This window comes from Actinomadura sp. 3N508, from assembly GCF_044326375.1.
In the GTDB taxonomy this organism is placed as follows: Bacteria; Actinomycetota; Actinomycetes; order Streptosporangiales; family Streptosporangiaceae; genus Spirillospora.
In genome coordinates this window covers 610466-626378 of sequence record NZ_JBIRAX010000003.1, presented here as the reverse complement: position 1 = coordinate 626378, position 15913 = coordinate 610466, and the positions used below count along the sequence as shown (strand labels likewise).

General features: G+C 74.0%; 16 protein-coding genes. 12 read left to right on the top strand and 4 right to left on the bottom strand.

Annotated features, from left to right (window positions below):
* Window positions 1-160: 160 nt before the first annotated feature.
* Window positions 161-1168 (bottom strand): DUF2332 domain-containing protein, encoded by a 1008-nt coding sequence (locus ACH34S_RS14220; protein ID WP_395953038.1) that lies wholly within the window; start codon window positions 1166-1168, stop codon window positions 161-163.
* Between the two features lie 79 nt (window positions 1169-1247).
* Between ACH34S_RS14220 and aroC the strand changes: the two genes are divergently transcribed.
* Genes aroC through aroQ form a run of 4 tightly spaced genes read left to right on the top strand, consistent with a single transcriptional unit; the run spans window position 1248 to window position 4468 of the window.
* Entirely contained in the window at window positions 1248-2426 is a 1179-nt protein-coding gene (gene aroC, locus ACH34S_RS14215) for a chorismate synthase (protein WP_395953037.1), read from the top strand.
* 16 nt (window positions 2427-2442) lie between these two features.
* Window positions 2443-2949, top strand: a complete 507-nt coding sequence (locus ACH34S_RS14210; RefSeq protein WP_395953036.1) for a shikimate kinase — start codon at window positions 2443-2445, stop codon at window positions 2947-2949.
* Window positions 2946-4019, top strand: a complete 1074-nt coding sequence (gene aroB / locus ACH34S_RS14205; RefSeq protein ID WP_395953035.1) for a 3-dehydroquinate synthase — start codon at window positions 2946-2948, stop codon at window positions 4017-4019. Before ACH34S_RS14210 ends, aroB begins: the two co-directional genes overlap by 4 nt.
* A complete protein-coding gene (gene aroQ / locus ACH34S_RS14200; RefSeq protein WP_395953033.1) occupies window positions 4016-4468 on the top strand; it encodes a type II 3-dehydroquinate dehydratase in 453 nt (150 codons plus the stop codon). The genes aroB and aroQ overlap by 4 nt, the downstream gene beginning before the upstream one ends.
* Here the strand turns inward: aroQ and ACH34S_RS14195 are convergent.
* Window positions 4465-5040 (bottom strand): TetR/AcrR family transcriptional regulator, encoded by a 576-nt coding sequence (locus ACH34S_RS14195; RefSeq protein WP_395953032.1) that lies wholly within the window; start codon window positions 5038-5040, stop codon window positions 4465-4467. The genes aroQ and ACH34S_RS14195 overlap by 4 nt on opposite strands.
* A gap of 103 nt (window positions 5041-5143) precedes the next feature.
* Between ACH34S_RS14195 and ACH34S_RS14190 the strand changes: the two genes are divergently transcribed.
* The 8 genes from ACH34S_RS14190 (at window position 5144) to ACH34S_RS14155 (ending at window position 11968) form a co-directional block, all read left to right on the top strand.
* Window positions 5144-5812, top strand: coding sequence for an enoyl-CoA hydratase-related protein (locus ACH34S_RS14190; RefSeq protein WP_395953031.1), 669 nt, complete (start codon window positions 5144-5146; stop codon window positions 5810-5812).
* Between the two features lie 53 nt (window positions 5813-5865).
* Complete coding sequence (locus tag ACH34S_RS14185; RefSeq protein WP_395953030.1) at window positions 5866-6915, top strand: LLM class F420-dependent oxidoreductase; 1050 nt, start codon at window positions 5866-5868, stop codon at window positions 6913-6915.
* Between the two features lie 169 nt (window positions 6916-7084).
* Entirely contained in the window at window positions 7085-8161 is a 1077-nt protein-coding gene (locus tag ACH34S_RS14180) for a M24 family metallopeptidase (RefSeq protein ID WP_395953029.1), read from the top strand.
* A gap of 30 nt (window positions 8162-8191) precedes the next feature.
* Window positions 8192-8749: an elongation factor P gene (efp, locus tag ACH34S_RS14175; RefSeq protein ID WP_395953028.1), complete on the top strand. Its 558-nt coding sequence runs from the start codon at window positions 8192-8194 to the stop codon at window positions 8747-8749.
* A gap of 16 nt (window positions 8750-8765) precedes the next feature.
* Entirely contained in the window at window positions 8766-9182 is a 417-nt protein-coding gene (gene nusB / locus ACH34S_RS14170; RefSeq protein ID WP_395953027.1) for a transcription antitermination factor NusB, read from the top strand.
* 200 nt (window positions 9183-9382) lie between these two features.
* Entirely contained in the window at window positions 9383-10123 is a 741-nt protein-coding gene (locus tag ACH34S_RS14165; protein ID WP_395953025.1) for a methyltransferase domain-containing protein, read from the top strand.
* Window positions 10124-10132: 9 nt separating this feature from the next.
* Window positions 10133-11395, top strand: a complete 1263-nt coding sequence (locus ACH34S_RS14160) for a DNA polymerase IV (RefSeq protein ID WP_395953024.1) — start codon at window positions 10133-10135, stop codon at window positions 11393-11395.
* A 147-nt stretch (window positions 11396-11542) separates the two neighbouring features.
* Window positions 11543-11968: a DUF3040 domain-containing protein gene (locus ACH34S_RS14155; protein WP_395953023.1), complete on the top strand. Its 426-nt coding sequence runs from the start codon at window positions 11543-11545 to the stop codon at window positions 11966-11968.
* Between the two features lie 114 nt (window positions 11969-12082).
* Here the strand turns inward: ACH34S_RS14155 and ACH34S_RS14150 are convergent, their stop codons facing one another.
* Both ACH34S_RS14150 and ACH34S_RS14145 read right to left on the bottom strand, forming a co-directional pair.
* Window positions 12083-14626 (bottom strand): transglutaminaseTgpA domain-containing protein, encoded by a 2544-nt coding sequence (locus ACH34S_RS14150; protein WP_395953022.1) that lies wholly within the window; start codon window positions 14624-14626, stop codon window positions 12083-12085.
* Window positions 14623-15909 carry a DUF58 domain-containing protein gene (locus tag ACH34S_RS14145; protein WP_395953021.1) on the bottom strand — a complete coding sequence of 429 codons (1287 nt, stop codon included), beginning with the start codon at window positions 15907-15909 and terminating at the stop codon, window positions 14623-14625. Before ACH34S_RS14145 ends, ACH34S_RS14150 begins: the two co-directional genes overlap by 4 nt.
* Between the last annotated feature and the right edge of the window lie 4 nt (window positions 15910-15913).

Here is a 15913-nt window from a genome sequence, read left to right as displayed (position 1 = left end):
AGTTCTACGAGGCGGCGGCGGCCCTCATCGCCCCGATCGACACCTACTTCGACGACGTCATGGTCATGGCCGAGGACCCGGCCCTCCGCGCCAACCGGCTCGGCTTCCTCGCCGCCGTCAGGGACCGTGTCGCGCCGGTCCTCGACTGGCGCGAGATCGCCTAGAACCAGGTGACCGGGAGGCCGTGCGCGGGGCCCTCGCCGAGGATCCGCCGGTCGCCGTCCGGCCACGTCCGCAGCGTCACGACCTGGACGGCGTTGAGGCGGGAGGCGTCGCGGGCCTCGAACGTCAGGTAGGCGACGGGCGCGTCCGCGGTGGCGGCGGCCCCGGCGTTCTCCACGCTCCGCACGACGCGCGCCGCCTCGTCCCCGGACATGTAGGGCTGCATCGTCGAGTGCCACACGACCGTCACGGCGCCCGGGGCCGGGGCGAGACCGTCCAGGAACTCGGCGGCGCCCGCCCGCACGACCGTCGCCGGAACCCGGGCGGCGACCTCGAAGGCCGCCCGCAGCCGCTCGACCCGCGCCGTCTGGTCGGGCCACACGTACGACAGCAGCCGCAGCCGCGCCTCCGGTGAGGCCGGGTCGAGCGGCGCCGGGTCGCAGCCGAGCCGTTCGGTCACGGTGAGCGGGACGTCCGGCGGGAGCGTGCCGTGCCAGGCGTCCGGCAGCACGACCGGCGAGTCCGGTCCGTAGCCGCCGTGCCCGTGCAGGATGCGGAACCGGTCGGCGCGCAGGTTCAGGCCCGCGCTCGCGCCGATCTCCAGCAGCCGCACCGGCAGCCCGTGCGCCGCGACGGCGGTGAGCAGGCCGCCGACCAGCGGAGCCGCCCGCCCGACCTCGTTCGTCTGCGGCGGGTCCGCGAGCCCCGCGCGGATCTCCTCCGTGTGCGCGGCCAGGACGTCCCGGAACGCGGGCCAGGCCTCCAGGGGGTCGGCGGTCCCGCCCGCGGTCGGGTAGTGGGCGGCGAGATCCGGCACGCGCCCCTCCAGGACGAGCCGGTGCACCGTCCCCAGCATCCCGATGATGAATCCGGCCTCTCTTCGCGTTCCGAGCACGTCCGCGAGGAGATCCGGCGCCTCGTCCGCGGCCCGCGCCAGCAGCTCCGCGTACATCGGCGACCCCAGCTCGGCGCACGCCCGCGCCTGCTTCAGCAGTTGCTCCCGCACCGCCCCACCTCCGGCGCCGAGCTTCTCAGATGGCGGACGCCGTCACGTCCGGCGGCCCGGACTCAATAGGATCAATGGCATGCTGCGCTGGTTGACCGCGGGGGAGTCCCATGGCCCGGCCCTGACCGCGATCGTGGAAGGGCTGCCGGCCGGTGTGCGCGTGACCTCGGCGGACATCGCCGAGGAGCTGCGCCGCCGGCGGCTCGGCCATGGGCGGGGCGCCCGGATGAAGTTCGAGCAGGACCAGGTGACGATCGTCGGCGGCGTCCGGCACGGGATGACGCAGGGCGGTCCCGTCGCGATCGAGGTCGGCAACACCGAGTGGCCCAAGTGGGAGACGGTCATGGCCGCCGACCCCGTGGACGCCGGCGTGCTGGCGGCGCAGGCGCGCAACGCGCCGCTGTCGCAGCCGCGGCCCGGCCACGCCGACCTCGTCGGCATGCAGAAGTACGGCTTCGACGACGCGCGGCCCGTCCTGGAGCGGGCGAGCGCGCGGGAGACGGCGGCGCGGGTCGCGCTCGGCACCGTCGCCAAGGCGTTCCTCAAGCAGGCCCTCGGCGTGGACGTCCTCAGCCACGTGATCGCGCTCGGCGAGGTCGAGGCGCCCGACGGCGTCCTGCCCGAGCCCGGCGACCTCGCCCTCGTGGACGAGAGCCCGGTGCGCTGCTTCGACGCAGACGCCTCCGCCGCGATGGTCGCGCACATCGACGAGATGAAGCGCGCCGGTGACACGCTCGGCGGCGTCGTGGAGGTCCTCGCCTACGGGCTCCCGCCCGGCCTCGGCAGCCACGTCCACTGGGACCGGCGGCTCGACGCGCGGCTCGCCGGGGCGCTGATGGGCATCCAGGCGATCAAGGGCGTGGAGCTCGGCGACGGGTTCACCACCGCGCGCCGCCCCGGGTCCCGCGCGCACGACGAGATCGACGGCACGCCCGAGGGCGTCCGCCGCCGGACGAACCGGGCCGGGGGCGTCGAGGGCGGCATGACGACCGGCGAGGCGCTGCGCGTCCGGGCGGCGATGAAGCCGATCTCGACCGTCCCGCGGCGGCTCGACACCATCGACGTGAAGACCGGCGAGCCCGCCAAGGCGATCAACCAGCGCAGCGACGTCACCGCCGTGCCCGCCGCCGGCGTCGTCGCCGAGGCGATGGTCGCGCTCGTGCTCGCGGACGCGGCGCTGGAGAAGTTCGGCGGCGACTCCGCCGAGGAGACCGCCCGCAACCTGCGGGGATACCTCTCCTCGCTGACGATCAAGTGAACGGGATCCGCTGACCATGCGACCGAAGGCAGTCATCATCGGCCCGCCCGGCTCGGGCAAGTCCACGATCGGCGCCGCGCTCGCGGACCGGCTCGGCGTGCCGCTGCGCGACACCGACGCCGACGTCGAGTCCGCGGCGGGCAAGCCGATCGGCGAGATCTTCATCGACGACGGCGAGGAGCGCTTCCGCGAGATGGAGCGCGCGGCCGTCGCGGCGGCGCTGGCCGGCCACGAGGGCGTCGTCGCGCTCGGCGGCGGGGCCGTCCTCGCGGCGGAGACGCAGGAGCTGCTGGGCGGGCACACCGTCGTCTACCTCCAGGTCGGGCTGTCGGAGGCGATCAAGCGGGTCGGGCTGGCGTCGGCGCGGCCGCTGCTGGTCCTGAACCCGCGCAGCCAGATGCGCAAGCTGCTGGAGGAGCGCCTGCCCATCTACGAGCGGCTCGGCACGATCGCGGTCGACACCGACGGACGCGAACCCGCCGAGATCGTCGAGGAGATCGCCGCGGCGCTGGAGGACGCGTGACGCGGTCCCGCGTGCGGGTGGGCGGCCCCGACCCGTACGACGTCGTCATCGGGACCGGCGTCCTCGGCGAGCTGCCCCGCATGGTCGGCGACCGCGCGCGGACCGTCGCCGTCGTCCACGCCGAGGGCCTGCCGGAGATCGCCCGCCCGGTGTGCGGCGCGCTGGAGCAGGCCGGATACGCCGTGCACGCGCTGCCCGTCCCGGACGGGGAGGCGGCCAAGGAGACCGGGGTCCTCGCCGGGCTCTGGTCGTCGTTCGCCCGGCACGGCATGACCCGGACGGACGCCGTCGTCGGCGTCGGCGGCGGCGCGACCACCGACCTCGCCGGGTTCGCGGCGGCGTCCTGGCTGCGCGGCGTCCCGGCGGTGCTCGTCCCGACGACGCTGCTCGGCATGGTCGACGCGGCCGTCGGCGGCAAGACCGGCATCAACATCCCCGAGGGCAAGAACCTCGTCGGCGCGTTCCACCCGCCCGCCGGGGTGCTGTGCGAGCTGACCACGCTCGTCACGATGCCGCGCGAGGACTACATCAGCGGCCTCGCCGAGATCATCAAGGCCGGGTTCATCGCCGACCCGAAGATCCTGGAGCTGGTCGAGGACGACCCGGCCGGCGCCGCGTCCCCGGACGGCCCGCACACCCGCGAGCTGGTCGAACGCGCCGTCCAGGTGAAGGCGGACGTCGTGTCCGCCGACCTCAAGGAGAGCGGGCTCCGGGAGATCCTCAACTACGGGCACACGCTCGCGCACGCCATCGAGAAGGCCGAGGAGTACCGCTTCCGGCACGGCCACGCCGTCGCCATCGGCATGGTGTACGCGGCCGAGCTGGCCCGCCTCGCCGGACGCCTGCCCGCCGACGTCGTCCAGCGGCACCGCGACATCCTCACCTCCGTCGGGCTGCCCGTCTCCTACGCTGCCGACTGGCCGGGCCTGCGCGCCACGATGACCATCGACAAGAAGTCGCGCGGCTCGACGCTGCGGTTCGTCGTCCTGGACGGCCTCGCCGAACCCGGCCGCCTCGAAGGACCCGGCGAGGACCTCCTCGCCGCCGCCTACCGGGAGGTCTCCCGATGACGACCCGCGTCCTGGTCCTGAACGGCCCGAACCTGAGCCGGCTCGGCGTCCGCGAACCCGACGTGTACGGGACGACGACCCTCGACGACATCGCCGCGCTGTGCCGCGACGCGGGCCGCCGCCTCGACCTGAGCGTCGAGGTCCGGCAGACCGACGACGAGACCGAGATGCTCCGCTGGGTGCACGAGGCCGCCGACGGGCGCGTCCCCATGGTGGTGAACCCGGCCGCGTTCACGCACTACTCGTACGCGCTGCGCGACGCACTCGCCCAGCGCACCGCACCGCTCGTCGAGGTCCACATCAGCAACCCGGCGGCCCGCGAGGAGTTCCGGCACACCTCCGTCGTCGCGGGCGTCGCGACCGGCACGATCGCCGGGTTCGGCCCGCTGTCGTACGTCCTCGCCCTCCAGGCCATCGCCGACCTGATCGCGGAGAAGCCCGGCGGCTAGGTCCCCTGGACGGCGCCGCGCGTCAGGTCCTTGAGCTCGATCACGACGTCGTCCAGCGGGGCGACGTCGCGGTGGGCGCGGCACAGGATCGTGGCGCCCTCCACGGCCGCGACGATCAGGCGGGCCAGCCGGGCGGCGCGGTCTGCCGGGACGCCTGCGTTCTCGAGGCCGGTGGCGAGGGTGTCGCGCCAGCGGCCGAACGCCGCCGCCGCTGCCGCGGCGAGCCGCGGGGCCTCGTCATGGCACTCCACGGTGACCGCGACGACGGGGCATCCGGCGCGGAACTCGCTCTTGATCAGGACCTGCCGCCACCAGCCGGTGAAGGCGTCCACGGCGGACGCGGCGTCCCCGCCCTCGGTCGCGGCGAGGATCCCGGCGTTGAGGAAGTCGCCGGCGTAGCGGACGGCCTCTTCGGCGAGCTGCGCCTTGCCGTCCGGGAAGTGGTGGTAGATCGACCCGCGCGGCGCGCCGCTGTGCGCGATGACGTCGCGGAAGCCGGTGCCGCTGTAGCCGCGCTCGCGGAAGAGGTAGGCGGCGCTGCGCACCATGCGTTCCCGGCTGTCGGTCCCCATGGCCTCGATTATGACATTCATCATAGGCATCGCCCCGACGCGCCGGGGCAGGACCCGCTACCCGCGAGTAGGGTCGTCTCGGGCACGGATGAAGGAGACCCTCGTGATCGACCTCCAGCGCGACGGAGACGTGTACGTCCTGCGGTTCGACGCCGGTGAGAACCGCTTCGGCCCCGAGTTCCTCGACGCCGCGGCGGACGCGCTCGGCACCGTCGAGAAGAACGACGGCCCGGGCGCGCTCGTCACCGTCGGCACCGGCAAGTTCTACTCCAACGGCCTCGACCTCGACTGGCTCGGCGCCAACCCGGACGGGTTCGAGGACTACCTGCGCCGCGTCCACGGCCTCTACGCGCGGATCCTGTCCCTTCCGATGCCCACCGTCGCGGCGCTGAACGGGCACGCGTTCGCGGGCGGCGCGATGCTCACGCTCGCGCACGACTTCGCCGTCATGCGGACCGGCCGCGGCTACTTCTGCCTGCCCGAGGTCGACCTCGGGATGAGCTTCACGCCGGGCATGGACGCGCTGATCCGGTCGCGGCTGCCGAAGACCGTCGCGCACGAGGCGATGCTCACCGGCCGCCGGTACACGGCGGAGGAGGCGCTGTCGGCCGGGATCGTCTCGCGCACCGCCGCCGAGGACGAGGTCCTGCCCGCCGCCGTCGAGCTGGCCGCGTCGCTGGCGGGCAAGGACGGCCGGATCGTGGCGAAGATCCGAACCGACATGTACCGGACCGCACTGGACGCCCTGAACGGCCCGCCGCTGGGCCGATAGGTTACCGTCGACTCGAATCAGATTCGGTTCATGGAGGGATGGAGGGAACGCCGATGCGCATCGGGATGTCGATCAGCTATTCCGACGCCGGTTTCCGGCAGACCGCCGAGGAACTGGCCGACTACGAGAAGGCCGGCCTCGACATCGTGTTCGTCGCGGAGGCGTACAGCTTCGACGCGGTCAGCCAGCTCGGCTACATCGCCGCCAAGACCGAGCGGCTGGAGATCGCGTCCGGGATCATGCAGATCTACACCCGGACGCCGACGCTGACCGCCATGACCGCCGCGGGCCTCGACTTCGTCTCCGAGGGCCGGTTCACGCTCGGCATCGGCGCGTCCGGGCCGCAGGTCATCGAGGGGTTCCACGGCGTCCCCTACACCGCGCCGCTCGGCCGCACCCGCGAGATCATCGAGATCTGCCGGAAGGTGTGGCGGCGGGAGCGGCTGGAGCACGAGGGCAGGCACTACACCGTCCCGCTGCCGCCGGACCAGGGCACCGGGCTCGGCAAGCCGCTGAAGCTCATCAACCGGCCCGTGCGCGCCGACATCCCGATCTTCGTCGCCGCGATCGGCCCGAAGAACGTCGAGCTGACCGCCGAGCTCGCCGACGGCTGGGAGCCGATCTTCTACATGCCGGAGAAGGCGAAGGACGTGTGGGGCGCCTCCCTCGCCGCCGGCCGCGCCCGCCGCGACCCGGCCCTCGGCGAGCTGGACGTCGTCGGCCAGGCCACCCTCGCCATCGGCGACGACGTCCAGGGATACCTGGAGTTCGGACGCCCGATGGCCGCGCTCTACATCGGCGGCATGGGCGCCAAGGGCCGCAACTTCTACAACGACCTGGCCCGCCGGTACGGCTTCGAGCAGGAGGCCGAGGAGATCCAGGACCTCTACCTCGCCGGGAAGAAGGACGAGGCCGCCGCCAAGGTCCCGCACGAGCTGCTGGAGAAGATGTCGCTCATCGGGTCCGAGGGCCACGTCCGGGAGCGGCTCGCCGCGATGAAGGAGTCCGGGGTGACGACGCTGAACGTGGCGCCGGTCGCGGGCGACCACAAGGGCCGCCTCGCGCTGCTGGAAAAGGTCAAGGAGATGGCCGCCGACCTGTGAGCGGTGCACGGGCGGCGTGCCGCAGGCGCCCCGGCACGCCGCCCACCGGGTGGCTCACACCGCGGATCACGCTAGACCGCCCGCGGCTAAAAGTCGAGAGTTATTCATGTTCGCTGCCGCCACGGCGCCGGCCGCCCGGCCCGCCCACACGGTGATCTAGAGTCTGACCATGGGGGAGACGCACCTCGCACGCCGCCGCCGGCTGGCCGCGCTCGTCGCCGGACGCGACGCCGACGCCCTGCTGGTGACCCGGCTCGTCAACGTCCGCTACCTGACCGGCCTCGACAGCTCCCGGGCCGCGCTGCTCGTCCCGGCCGAGGGCCCGGCCGTGCTCGCCACCGACGGCCGGTACGCGGGGACGGCCGAGCAGGTCTGCCCGGAGCTGCCCATCGTGGTCGACCGGCTCGTGACGGAGGCGCTCACCGCCCGCGCCGCCGCCGACGGCCATCGCCGCCTCGGCTTCGAGGCCCACGACATGACGGTTGAGCACCACGCCACCCTCGCCGGGAACGCCGGCGTCGAGCTGACGCCGCTCGGGCATCTGGTCGAGGAGCTCCGCCTGGTCAAGGACGAGGAGGAGATCGCGCTGCTGCGGGAGGCGTGCGCCATCACCGACCGCGCGTTCGCCTCCGTCCTCCCCGAGATCCGCGCCGGGGTCACCGAGCGGGCCGTCGCGATCGCGCTCGAACGCGCGATGGTGGACTTCGGGGCCGAGCGTCCCGCGTTCGAGTCGATCGTCGCGTCCGGGCCGAACGGCGCCGTCCCGCACCACCACCCCGGCGGCCGCGAGCTCCAGACCGGCGACCTCGTCACCATGGACTTCGGCGCCCTCTACGGCGGCTACCACGCCGACATGACCCGCACCGTCGCGATCGGCGAGCCCGCCGCCTGGCAGCGCGACATCTACGACCTGGTCCACCGCGCGCAGCGGGCGGGGATCGACGCGGCCATGCCCGGCGCGGAGACCAAGGCCGTCGACGGGGCCGCCCGCGACGTCATCAAGGCCGCCGGGCACGGCGCGGCGTTCCCCCACGGACTCGGGCACGGCGTCGGCCTGGAGATCCACGAGGCTCCGCTCATGGGGTACGACAAGACCGGTAAGCTGATGGACCGGGTTCCGATCACGGCGGAGCCGGGGGTCTACCTCACCGGCCGCGGCGGGGTCCGCATCGAGGACACGCTCGTGGTCCGTCCCGGCGGCCCGGAACTCCTCACGACAACCACCAAGGACCTGCTCGTCCTCTAGGCGCGCGGGCCGCGACGGGAGAACAACGCAGTGGCGACGACGAACGACCTGAAGAACGGCATGACGCTGAACCTCGACGGCCAGCTGTGGACCGTCCTGGAGTTCCAGCACGTCAAGCCCGGCAAGGGCGGCGCGTTCGTCCGCACCAAGCTCAAGAACATCCTGTCCGGCAAGGTGGTCGACAAGACCTTCAACGCCGGCACCAAGGTGGACGTCGCCAGCGTCGACAAGCGGGAGATGCAGTACCTCTACCGCGAAGGCGAAGATTTCGTCTTCATGGACACCGAGACCTACGACCAGCCGCACATCCCCGCGGCCGTCGTCGGCGACGCCGCGAACTACCTGCTCCCCGAGCAGAACGCCACGATCGCCTTCAACAACGACAACGCGCTGTACATCGAGCTGCCCGCCGCCGTCGTGCTGGAGATCACCGAGACCGAGCCGGGCCTGCAGGGCGACCGCTCCACCGGCGGCAGCAAGCCCGCCACCCTGGAGACCGGCGCGCAGATCCAGGTGCCGCTGTTCATCACCACGGGCGAGAAGGTCAAGGTCGACACCCGTTCCGGCGAGTACCTCGGCCGCGGCTGAGGCGAGAACTGACGGAATGAGCGCACGCACCAAGGCACGCAAACTCGCCCTCGACATCCTGTTCGCGGCGGAGCTGCGCGAGGAGGAACCGACCGCGGTCCTCGCCGGACGGGGCCGCCCCAACCAGGACGAGCTCGCCGAGTACTCCCACGCCGTCCGCTTGATCGAGGGCGTCCAGGAGCACCGCGAGCGCGTCGACGAGCTGATCGCCACCTACGCCACCGGCTGGACGCTGGAGCGGATGCCGGTCGTCGACCGCAACATCCTGCGGATGGGCGCCTACGAGCTGCTGTGGATCGACGACGTCCCCGACGGCGTCGCGGTCAGCGAGGCCGTCGCGCTCGCGACCGAACTGTCCACCGACGAGTCCCCCCGCTTCGTCAACGGCCTCCTCTCCCGCCTTCAACAGCTCAAACCCTCCCTCTCCCTATAAGCTGGTCGCACAGGTCACACCGGCCTCAGCCACCACCGCAACCTCGCGACAGCCTGAACCGTCGCGATCGCGTCCGAAGGCAGGTTTCGAGCTTGCGAGAACCTGATCGCGCAGCGAGCCGCCAGGCGAGTCGGAGCGATGCAGCGATCGCACCGCGTTTCTCGACGATGGAGGCCCGCCAGGGCCGAAGGAGGAGAGAAATGCCCATGAGACACAGCCGTGTGCGCAGTGCGGTTCTGTGGGACGCGCTGCGCGCGGTTCTCGGCCGCATCGCGCCCGAGGCCGGGCGAAGCGAGGTCGTGGACGTCGGCGGCGGCACCGGCGGGTTCGCCGTGCCGCTCGCCGAACTCGGCCACCGGGTCACCGTCGTCGACGCCAACCCCGACGCGCTCGCCGCGCTGGAGCGCCGCGCCGCCGAGTCCGGGGTCGCGGTCCGCGCGGTGCAGGGCGACGCCGTCGACCTGCCCGACCTGCTCGGCCCGGACGCCGCCGACCTGGTCCTGTGCCACAGCGTCCTGGAGTACGTGGACGACCCCGGCGCCGCGATGGCCGCCATGGCCGGGACGGTCCGTCCCGGCGGCTCGGTCAGCGTCCTCGCCGCCGGGCAGATCGCCGCCGCGCTGCACCGCGCGCTCGCCGGGCACTTCGACGACGCCCGCCAGGTCCTGACCGGAACGTCCGGGCGGTGGGGCGAGGGCGACCGGATGCCCCGCCGCTTCACCCGGGAGACGCTGTCGGCGCTGGTGCGCGGCTCCGGGCTGCGGGTCGCCGAGCTGCACGGCGTCCGGATCTTCGCCGACCTGGTGCCCTCCGGCATGCTCGACGGCGACGCCGGGTCCGCCGACGCCATGATCGCGCTGGAGTCGGTCGCGGCCGTCCACCCCGTCCTGCGGGATCTCGCCACCCAGCTGCATCTGGTGGCCGACAAGCCGGTCGAGTAAGAACGAACCGTGAGCCGCAAGCAGCAGTTGCATCGGCCGGGGCCGCAGCCCGGTCCGCCCGCCGACGACACCGGCTGCCACATCCTGCACGTCGACATGGACGCCTTCTTCGTCGGCGTCGAGCTGCTGGAGCGGCCCGAGCTGCGGGGCCGTCCCGTCATCGTCGGCGGCGCCGGGCCGCGCGGCGTCGTGTCCGCGGCGTCCTACGAGGCCCGCAAGTTCGGCGTGCACTCGGCGATGCCGATGTCGCGGGCCCGGCGGCTGTGCCCGCGGGCCGTCGTGCTGCCGGTGAGCCACGGCAAGTACTCGCGCGTGTCCGCGGCCGTGTTCGAGCTCTTCCGGTCCATCACGCCGCTGGTGGAGGGCCTGTCGCTGGACGAGGCGTTCCTCGACGTGGCGGGCGCCGGGCGGCGGCTCGGCCGGCCCGCCGAGATCGCGCGGCTCATCCGCGAGCAGGTCAGCGCCCAGCAGGGCATCACCTGCTCGGTCGGCGTCGCGAGCACCAAGTTCGTCGCGAAGCTCGCCTCCACGCGGTGCAAGCCCGACGGGCTGCTCGTCGTGCCCGCGGACGGCGCCGTCGACTTCCTGCACCCGCTGCCCGTCGCGTCCCTCTGGGGCGTCGGGGAGCGGACGGAGCAGACCCTGACCCGGCTCGGCCTGCGGACCGTCGGCCAGCTCGCCCAGGTGCCGCTGAGCACCCTCCAGCGCGAGCTGGGGAACGCGGTAGGCGCCCACCTGCACGAGCTGGCCTGGGGACGCGACCCGCGCGAGGTCGTCCCGCACACGCCCGACAAGAGCATCGGCGCGGAGGAGACGTTCGACACCGACGTCGACGACCCGGAGATCATCCGCCGCGAGCTGCTGCGGCTGGCGGAGAAGGTCGGCGCGAGGCTGCGCGCGAGCGGGAACGCGGGCCGGACGGTAAGCGTCAAACTACGGATGGCGAACTTCAAGACGATCACCCGGGCGCGCACGCTCGCCGAGCCCACCGATCTCACACGTGTGATCTATGTCACAGCCCGTGATCTCTATGAGGGGGCCGGGCTGGAACGGGTACGACTCAGGTTGGTCGGGGTACGGGTGGAGAACCTGGGCCCGGCCGGCGCGGCCCCCCGCCAGCTCGCCTTCGACGAGCCGGAACGCGGTTGGCGTGAGGCCGAGCGAGCCATGGACCAGGTCGCGCACCGGTTCGGCCGCGGTGCGGTCCGCCCCGCCGCGCTGGTCCGGCGTGCGGACGGCGACGGACGTGACGGCAGGGACGGAACACAATGAAAGAAGGCAGTGGGGTGACCGCCGCCGGGCCTGTGAGGGGCCGTCTGCTTTCGTGCGCGGCACAGTGCTCGTATTCTGGGCATATCACCGTTGACGTTCGCGTCCTGCATCGGATACCCCGCAGCGGGGCTGTCGTTGGGAGGTGCCGTGCCGCTCTCTGAGCACGAGCAGCGCATGCTCGAACAGATCGAATCGGCGTTGTACGCCGAAGATCCGAAGTTCGCTCACGCGGTTCGCTCGACCAGCCCACAGGTCCACTACAAGCGCCGGATCGTCAAGGCGGCCTTCGGGTTCGTCGTCGGCGTCGGCGCGCTGATGGCCGGCCTCGTGATCAACGCGGGCACCGCCACCATCGCGGTGAGCGTCACCGGGTTCCTGCTGATGGTGGTGTGCTGCGTCTGGGCGCTGACGTCCTGGAAGCGCATGACCGGCATCGGCAACGAGCCCGCGCGCCCCCCAGGGCAGCCTGGGCAGCCGGGCCGGGCCAGGCGGGCCGGGCAGCCGAAACCCGCCAAGTCGGGCTTCATGGAACGCATGGAAGAGCGCTGGCGCCGCAGGAGCGAAGGCGACTGACCCTCCCCTCCTGAACGTCGGAACGTCCGAGCGTCCCGGCCGTACGCGGGCTGCCGCCCGCGCGGGCCGGGACGAACGCGTGTCCGGGGGCCGTGCCGCCGGTGGCCCGGTCGGCTACTTGCGGCGGAGGCGGGCGGGCAGCTCGTAGAGGCGGGCTCGGACGTCCAGCGCGCGGTCCCCGGCCGACTGGAGCATGGCCCTGGTCTGCGCCAGCGTCGACGGCGGCAGCAGCCGGGCGCGCCAGCGGGTTCCGGGGCCCACGGACGCGGCGAACGCGTCGCGGACCGTCCGGACGTCCGCGCGGAGCCGCTCCGGCGGCTCGGGGGAGCGCGCCAGGGAGTAGCGGGCCAGCTCCTCGGCGCGGGCGATCCTGGCGAGGGCCTGCGTGCCCGCGTCGTCCAGCTCCAGCAGCTCACCGAGCCGGCGCGCGGTGGCGCGCGGGGAGTCGCTCGCCCGCCATTCCAGGCCGTGGTCGAGCGCGTCCGCCCGCATTTCCCGCCACGCGGCGTGCGCGGCCCCGGCGGCATCGGGCGGCGGCACCCGCGGGCCCGCGCCCGCCGCCGACCCCGGCCGCGCCCCGAGCCGTCTCCCGGACCGCGACCCGGGCGAAGACCCCGGCCGTGTCCTCGTCCGGGACGGCCGCGACGCCGACCCGGGCGGTGCGAGCAGCGCCGCCCACCGGCGCCGCCGGGTGAACGCCCGCAGCACCATCGGGACGGCCAGCAGCAGGAGAACCAGCACACCACCCGCCAGCCACGGCGCCGCGGAGAAGCCGCCGTCCTCGTCGTCCTGCGCGGCGGCGCCGCCGGTCTCGCCCGTGTCGGTGCGGCCCCGGGCGGGCGACTGCGGCGCGGGGGCCTGCCCGCCGGCGGGCGACGAGGTCTCCGGCTCGGGCCTGCTCTCGCCCCCGTCCGTGCCCCCGCCGGTGGTCTCGGGGAGGCTGTACTCGGGGGAGGCGGCGGTGCCCTGCCCGCCCGCGCCCGACGGCGTCGGCTCGAACCGCACCCAGCCGGTCCCCTCGAAGTACAGCTCGGGCCAGGCGTGCGCGTCCTGCGACCTGACGACCCACTGCCCGGGCCTGACCTCGCTGCCCGCCGTGTAGCCCATCGCCACCCGGGACGGGATGCTCAGGAGCCGGGCCATCAGCGCCATCGACGCGGCGAACTGCTCGCAGTAGCCGCGCTTGCTGTGCAGCAGGAAGTCGACCAGGTCGCTGCCGTGCTTCGGCGCCGGCGCGCTCAGGTCGTAGGTGAAGCCGCCCGACAGGGTGAACCAGCGCTGCAGCCGCACCGCCTGCGACAGCGCCGTCGCCGACCCGGCCGTGACCTGCTCGGCGAGCTGCCTGACCTCCCGCGGGACGTTCTTCGGCACCGCCGTGTACCGGGCCACGATGTCGGGCGGGGAACTGCCCGCCCCGGCGAGCTGCCCGATCGTCGGCTCCGCGCGCCGGCTCCTGACGGTGTAGGCGCGCCCGTCCGCGGAGTCGCGCAGCGAATAGATCATCAGGGAGCGCTCGTCCACCCGCCAGTCGCCGCTGATCGTGACGTCGGCCGGCGCGTACGGCACCGGCAGGAACGACATGTCCCTGACCTCGGGACGCACCTGGACCCTCGTCGTCACCTCCCGGGACGACGCGACCGACAGGCCCGGCGGCGCCGGGAGCCTGCGCTCGTCGAGGCGGTCGCGGGGGTGGCTGTCGAGCTGGGAGTAGGTCCACCGGTCGCCCTCGAACTTGTCGAGGGCGTACAGGCGCAGGTAGTCGGGCGCCTCAGGGTCGTTCGTGCGGTAGGTGAGGACGATCGACTCGTCCAGCTGGGTCAGCTCCCGCTTCAGGCTCACCAGCGGGTCGGGCGTCGTCACCGTCTGCGTGCCGCCGCGGCCGCCGCCGCCGAGGCCGAACATGCCGCGCGGCTGCAACCCCGGCACGGCCGCCGGCACCAGCACCGCGATCGCCACCGCGCCGGCCGCGATACGGCGCCCGGACGCCGCCAGCGCCGCCGCGTCGGGCAGCGCGGACCCCTCGCCCGAACGGGACGCGGCGCCCGCCAGCGGCACGTCCCGCTGCCGGAACGAGCTGACCGTCCGGCCCCAGCCGCCGACCTGCTCGCGGGCGTCGGCCATCAGCAGCGCGAGGAAGCCGAGCGCGCCGACGCCGAACGCCAGCCAGCTGACGCCGTCCTCGCGGACCGCCGCGGGCACGCTGTACATGGCGAGCAGCGGCAGCCCCGCCGGGGCCGCGCGGCGCAGCCGCACGGCCAGCAGATCGACGAGCACCGCGACCAGCCCGATCCCGGCGGCGGCCAGCAGCTCGATCCCCGGCAGCACCGGGACGGGCGCCGCGTACCGGTTGGCCGCCCGCCAGCCGTCCCCGGCCAGCACGCCGAGGCGCTCCACCGACTCCGGCGACGGGATGACCCCCAGCCACGACTCGCCGGAGGCGTACACCAGGTTCAGGTACAGCAGCAGCCCGGTCACCCCGAGCAGCAGGTTCACCGCCGCCGGCAGCCGCAGCCGCCGCGCCAGCACGCCCGCGGCGGCGACCGCCAGCACCGCGCCGAGCCCGGTGCCGAACCAGCTGCCCGACTCGAACAGCGGGTAGAGGCCGATCGAGCCGGCGAGCGTCGCCAGCCCCGCCATGACCGTCATCCGGATTCTCATGCGCCGTCCCTGACGAACTCGTCGCCGGCCTGCCCGGCCTGCGCCCACGCTCCGGCCAGCTCCGCCGCCGACCGGACGACCAGCACCCGCCAGCCGCCCGCGCGCAGCAGCGCCGTGGCGCGCTCGGCGGCCGTGCCGCCCGTGTCCGCGCCCGTGGCGCTCGTCGCGCGGCCGCGTCCGAGCACGAGCACCGCGACGCAGGTCCCGGTGCCGCGCCGGACGGCCGCGAGCGAGCGCGCCTCGTCCTCGGACAGGACGCCGAACACCCCGATGACCAGCCCGTCGCCCTCCCGCGTCGCGCCCGCCCGGCCGCGCAGCGCGGACAGGCCGGCCGACAGCGAGCGCTCCTTGGACCGGCGGGCCACGGCCAGCGCGTCCAGCAGCAGCCCCTCGAACGTCCCGTCGGCGCGCGCGGCCGCCAGCGCCTCGCCGCCGTCGGTGATGTACCGCAGGTTCATCCCCGTCCGGACCAGATGCACCCCGATCGACGCGGTCGCCGACACGGCCTGCTCGAACGTGCCGCCGGGACCGTCGCCCCAGTGCGCCGTCCGGCGGGTGTCGAGGAACAGCGTCCCGCTGTTCTTGAAGTGCTGCTCCTCGCGCCGCACCATCAGCTCGCCATGCCGCGCCGTGGACCGCCAGTGGACGCGGCGCAGGTCGTCGCCGTGCCGGTACTCGCGCGGGGTCACATCGTCCTCGCCCGCCGCGGACACCGCCCGGGCGACGCTGTCACCGCCGCCCGACCACGTGCCCGACAGCCGTGCCGAGGGCAGCGGATGGATCGCCGGGGTCACCGTCAGCGTGTCGGCCAGGCTGAACGAGCGGACCAGCTCCACCATCCCGAACGGGTCGGCGAGCCGGACGGTCAGCGGCCCCACCCGGAACCGGCCGCGCACGTCCGAGCGGATCCGGTAGCCGAGCCGGCGCTTGCCGTGCGACTCGATCCGGTCGAGCACGAACCTGGCCCGCCCGCCGAGCGCGTAGGGGACCCGGTCCTCCACCATCAGCAGCCCGCTCGGCAGCCGCGACACGTTCTCCAGCCGCAGGTCGACGCGCGCCTCCCGGCCGACCGGCAGCCGCGGCGGGTCGAGCCGCCGCGCGCACGCCAGCCGGTAGCGGGTCCGCGACACCGCGAGCGTGCACAGCAGCGGCAGCGCCAGCACCAGCACCCCGGCGCGCAGCAGGTCGCGCTCGCCGAGGACGAACGCGCACACGATCGCGGTCGCGCCGGCGGCCACGAAGGACCGCCCGCGCGTGGTCAGGCCGGCAAGCGCGCGTCTCACCAGG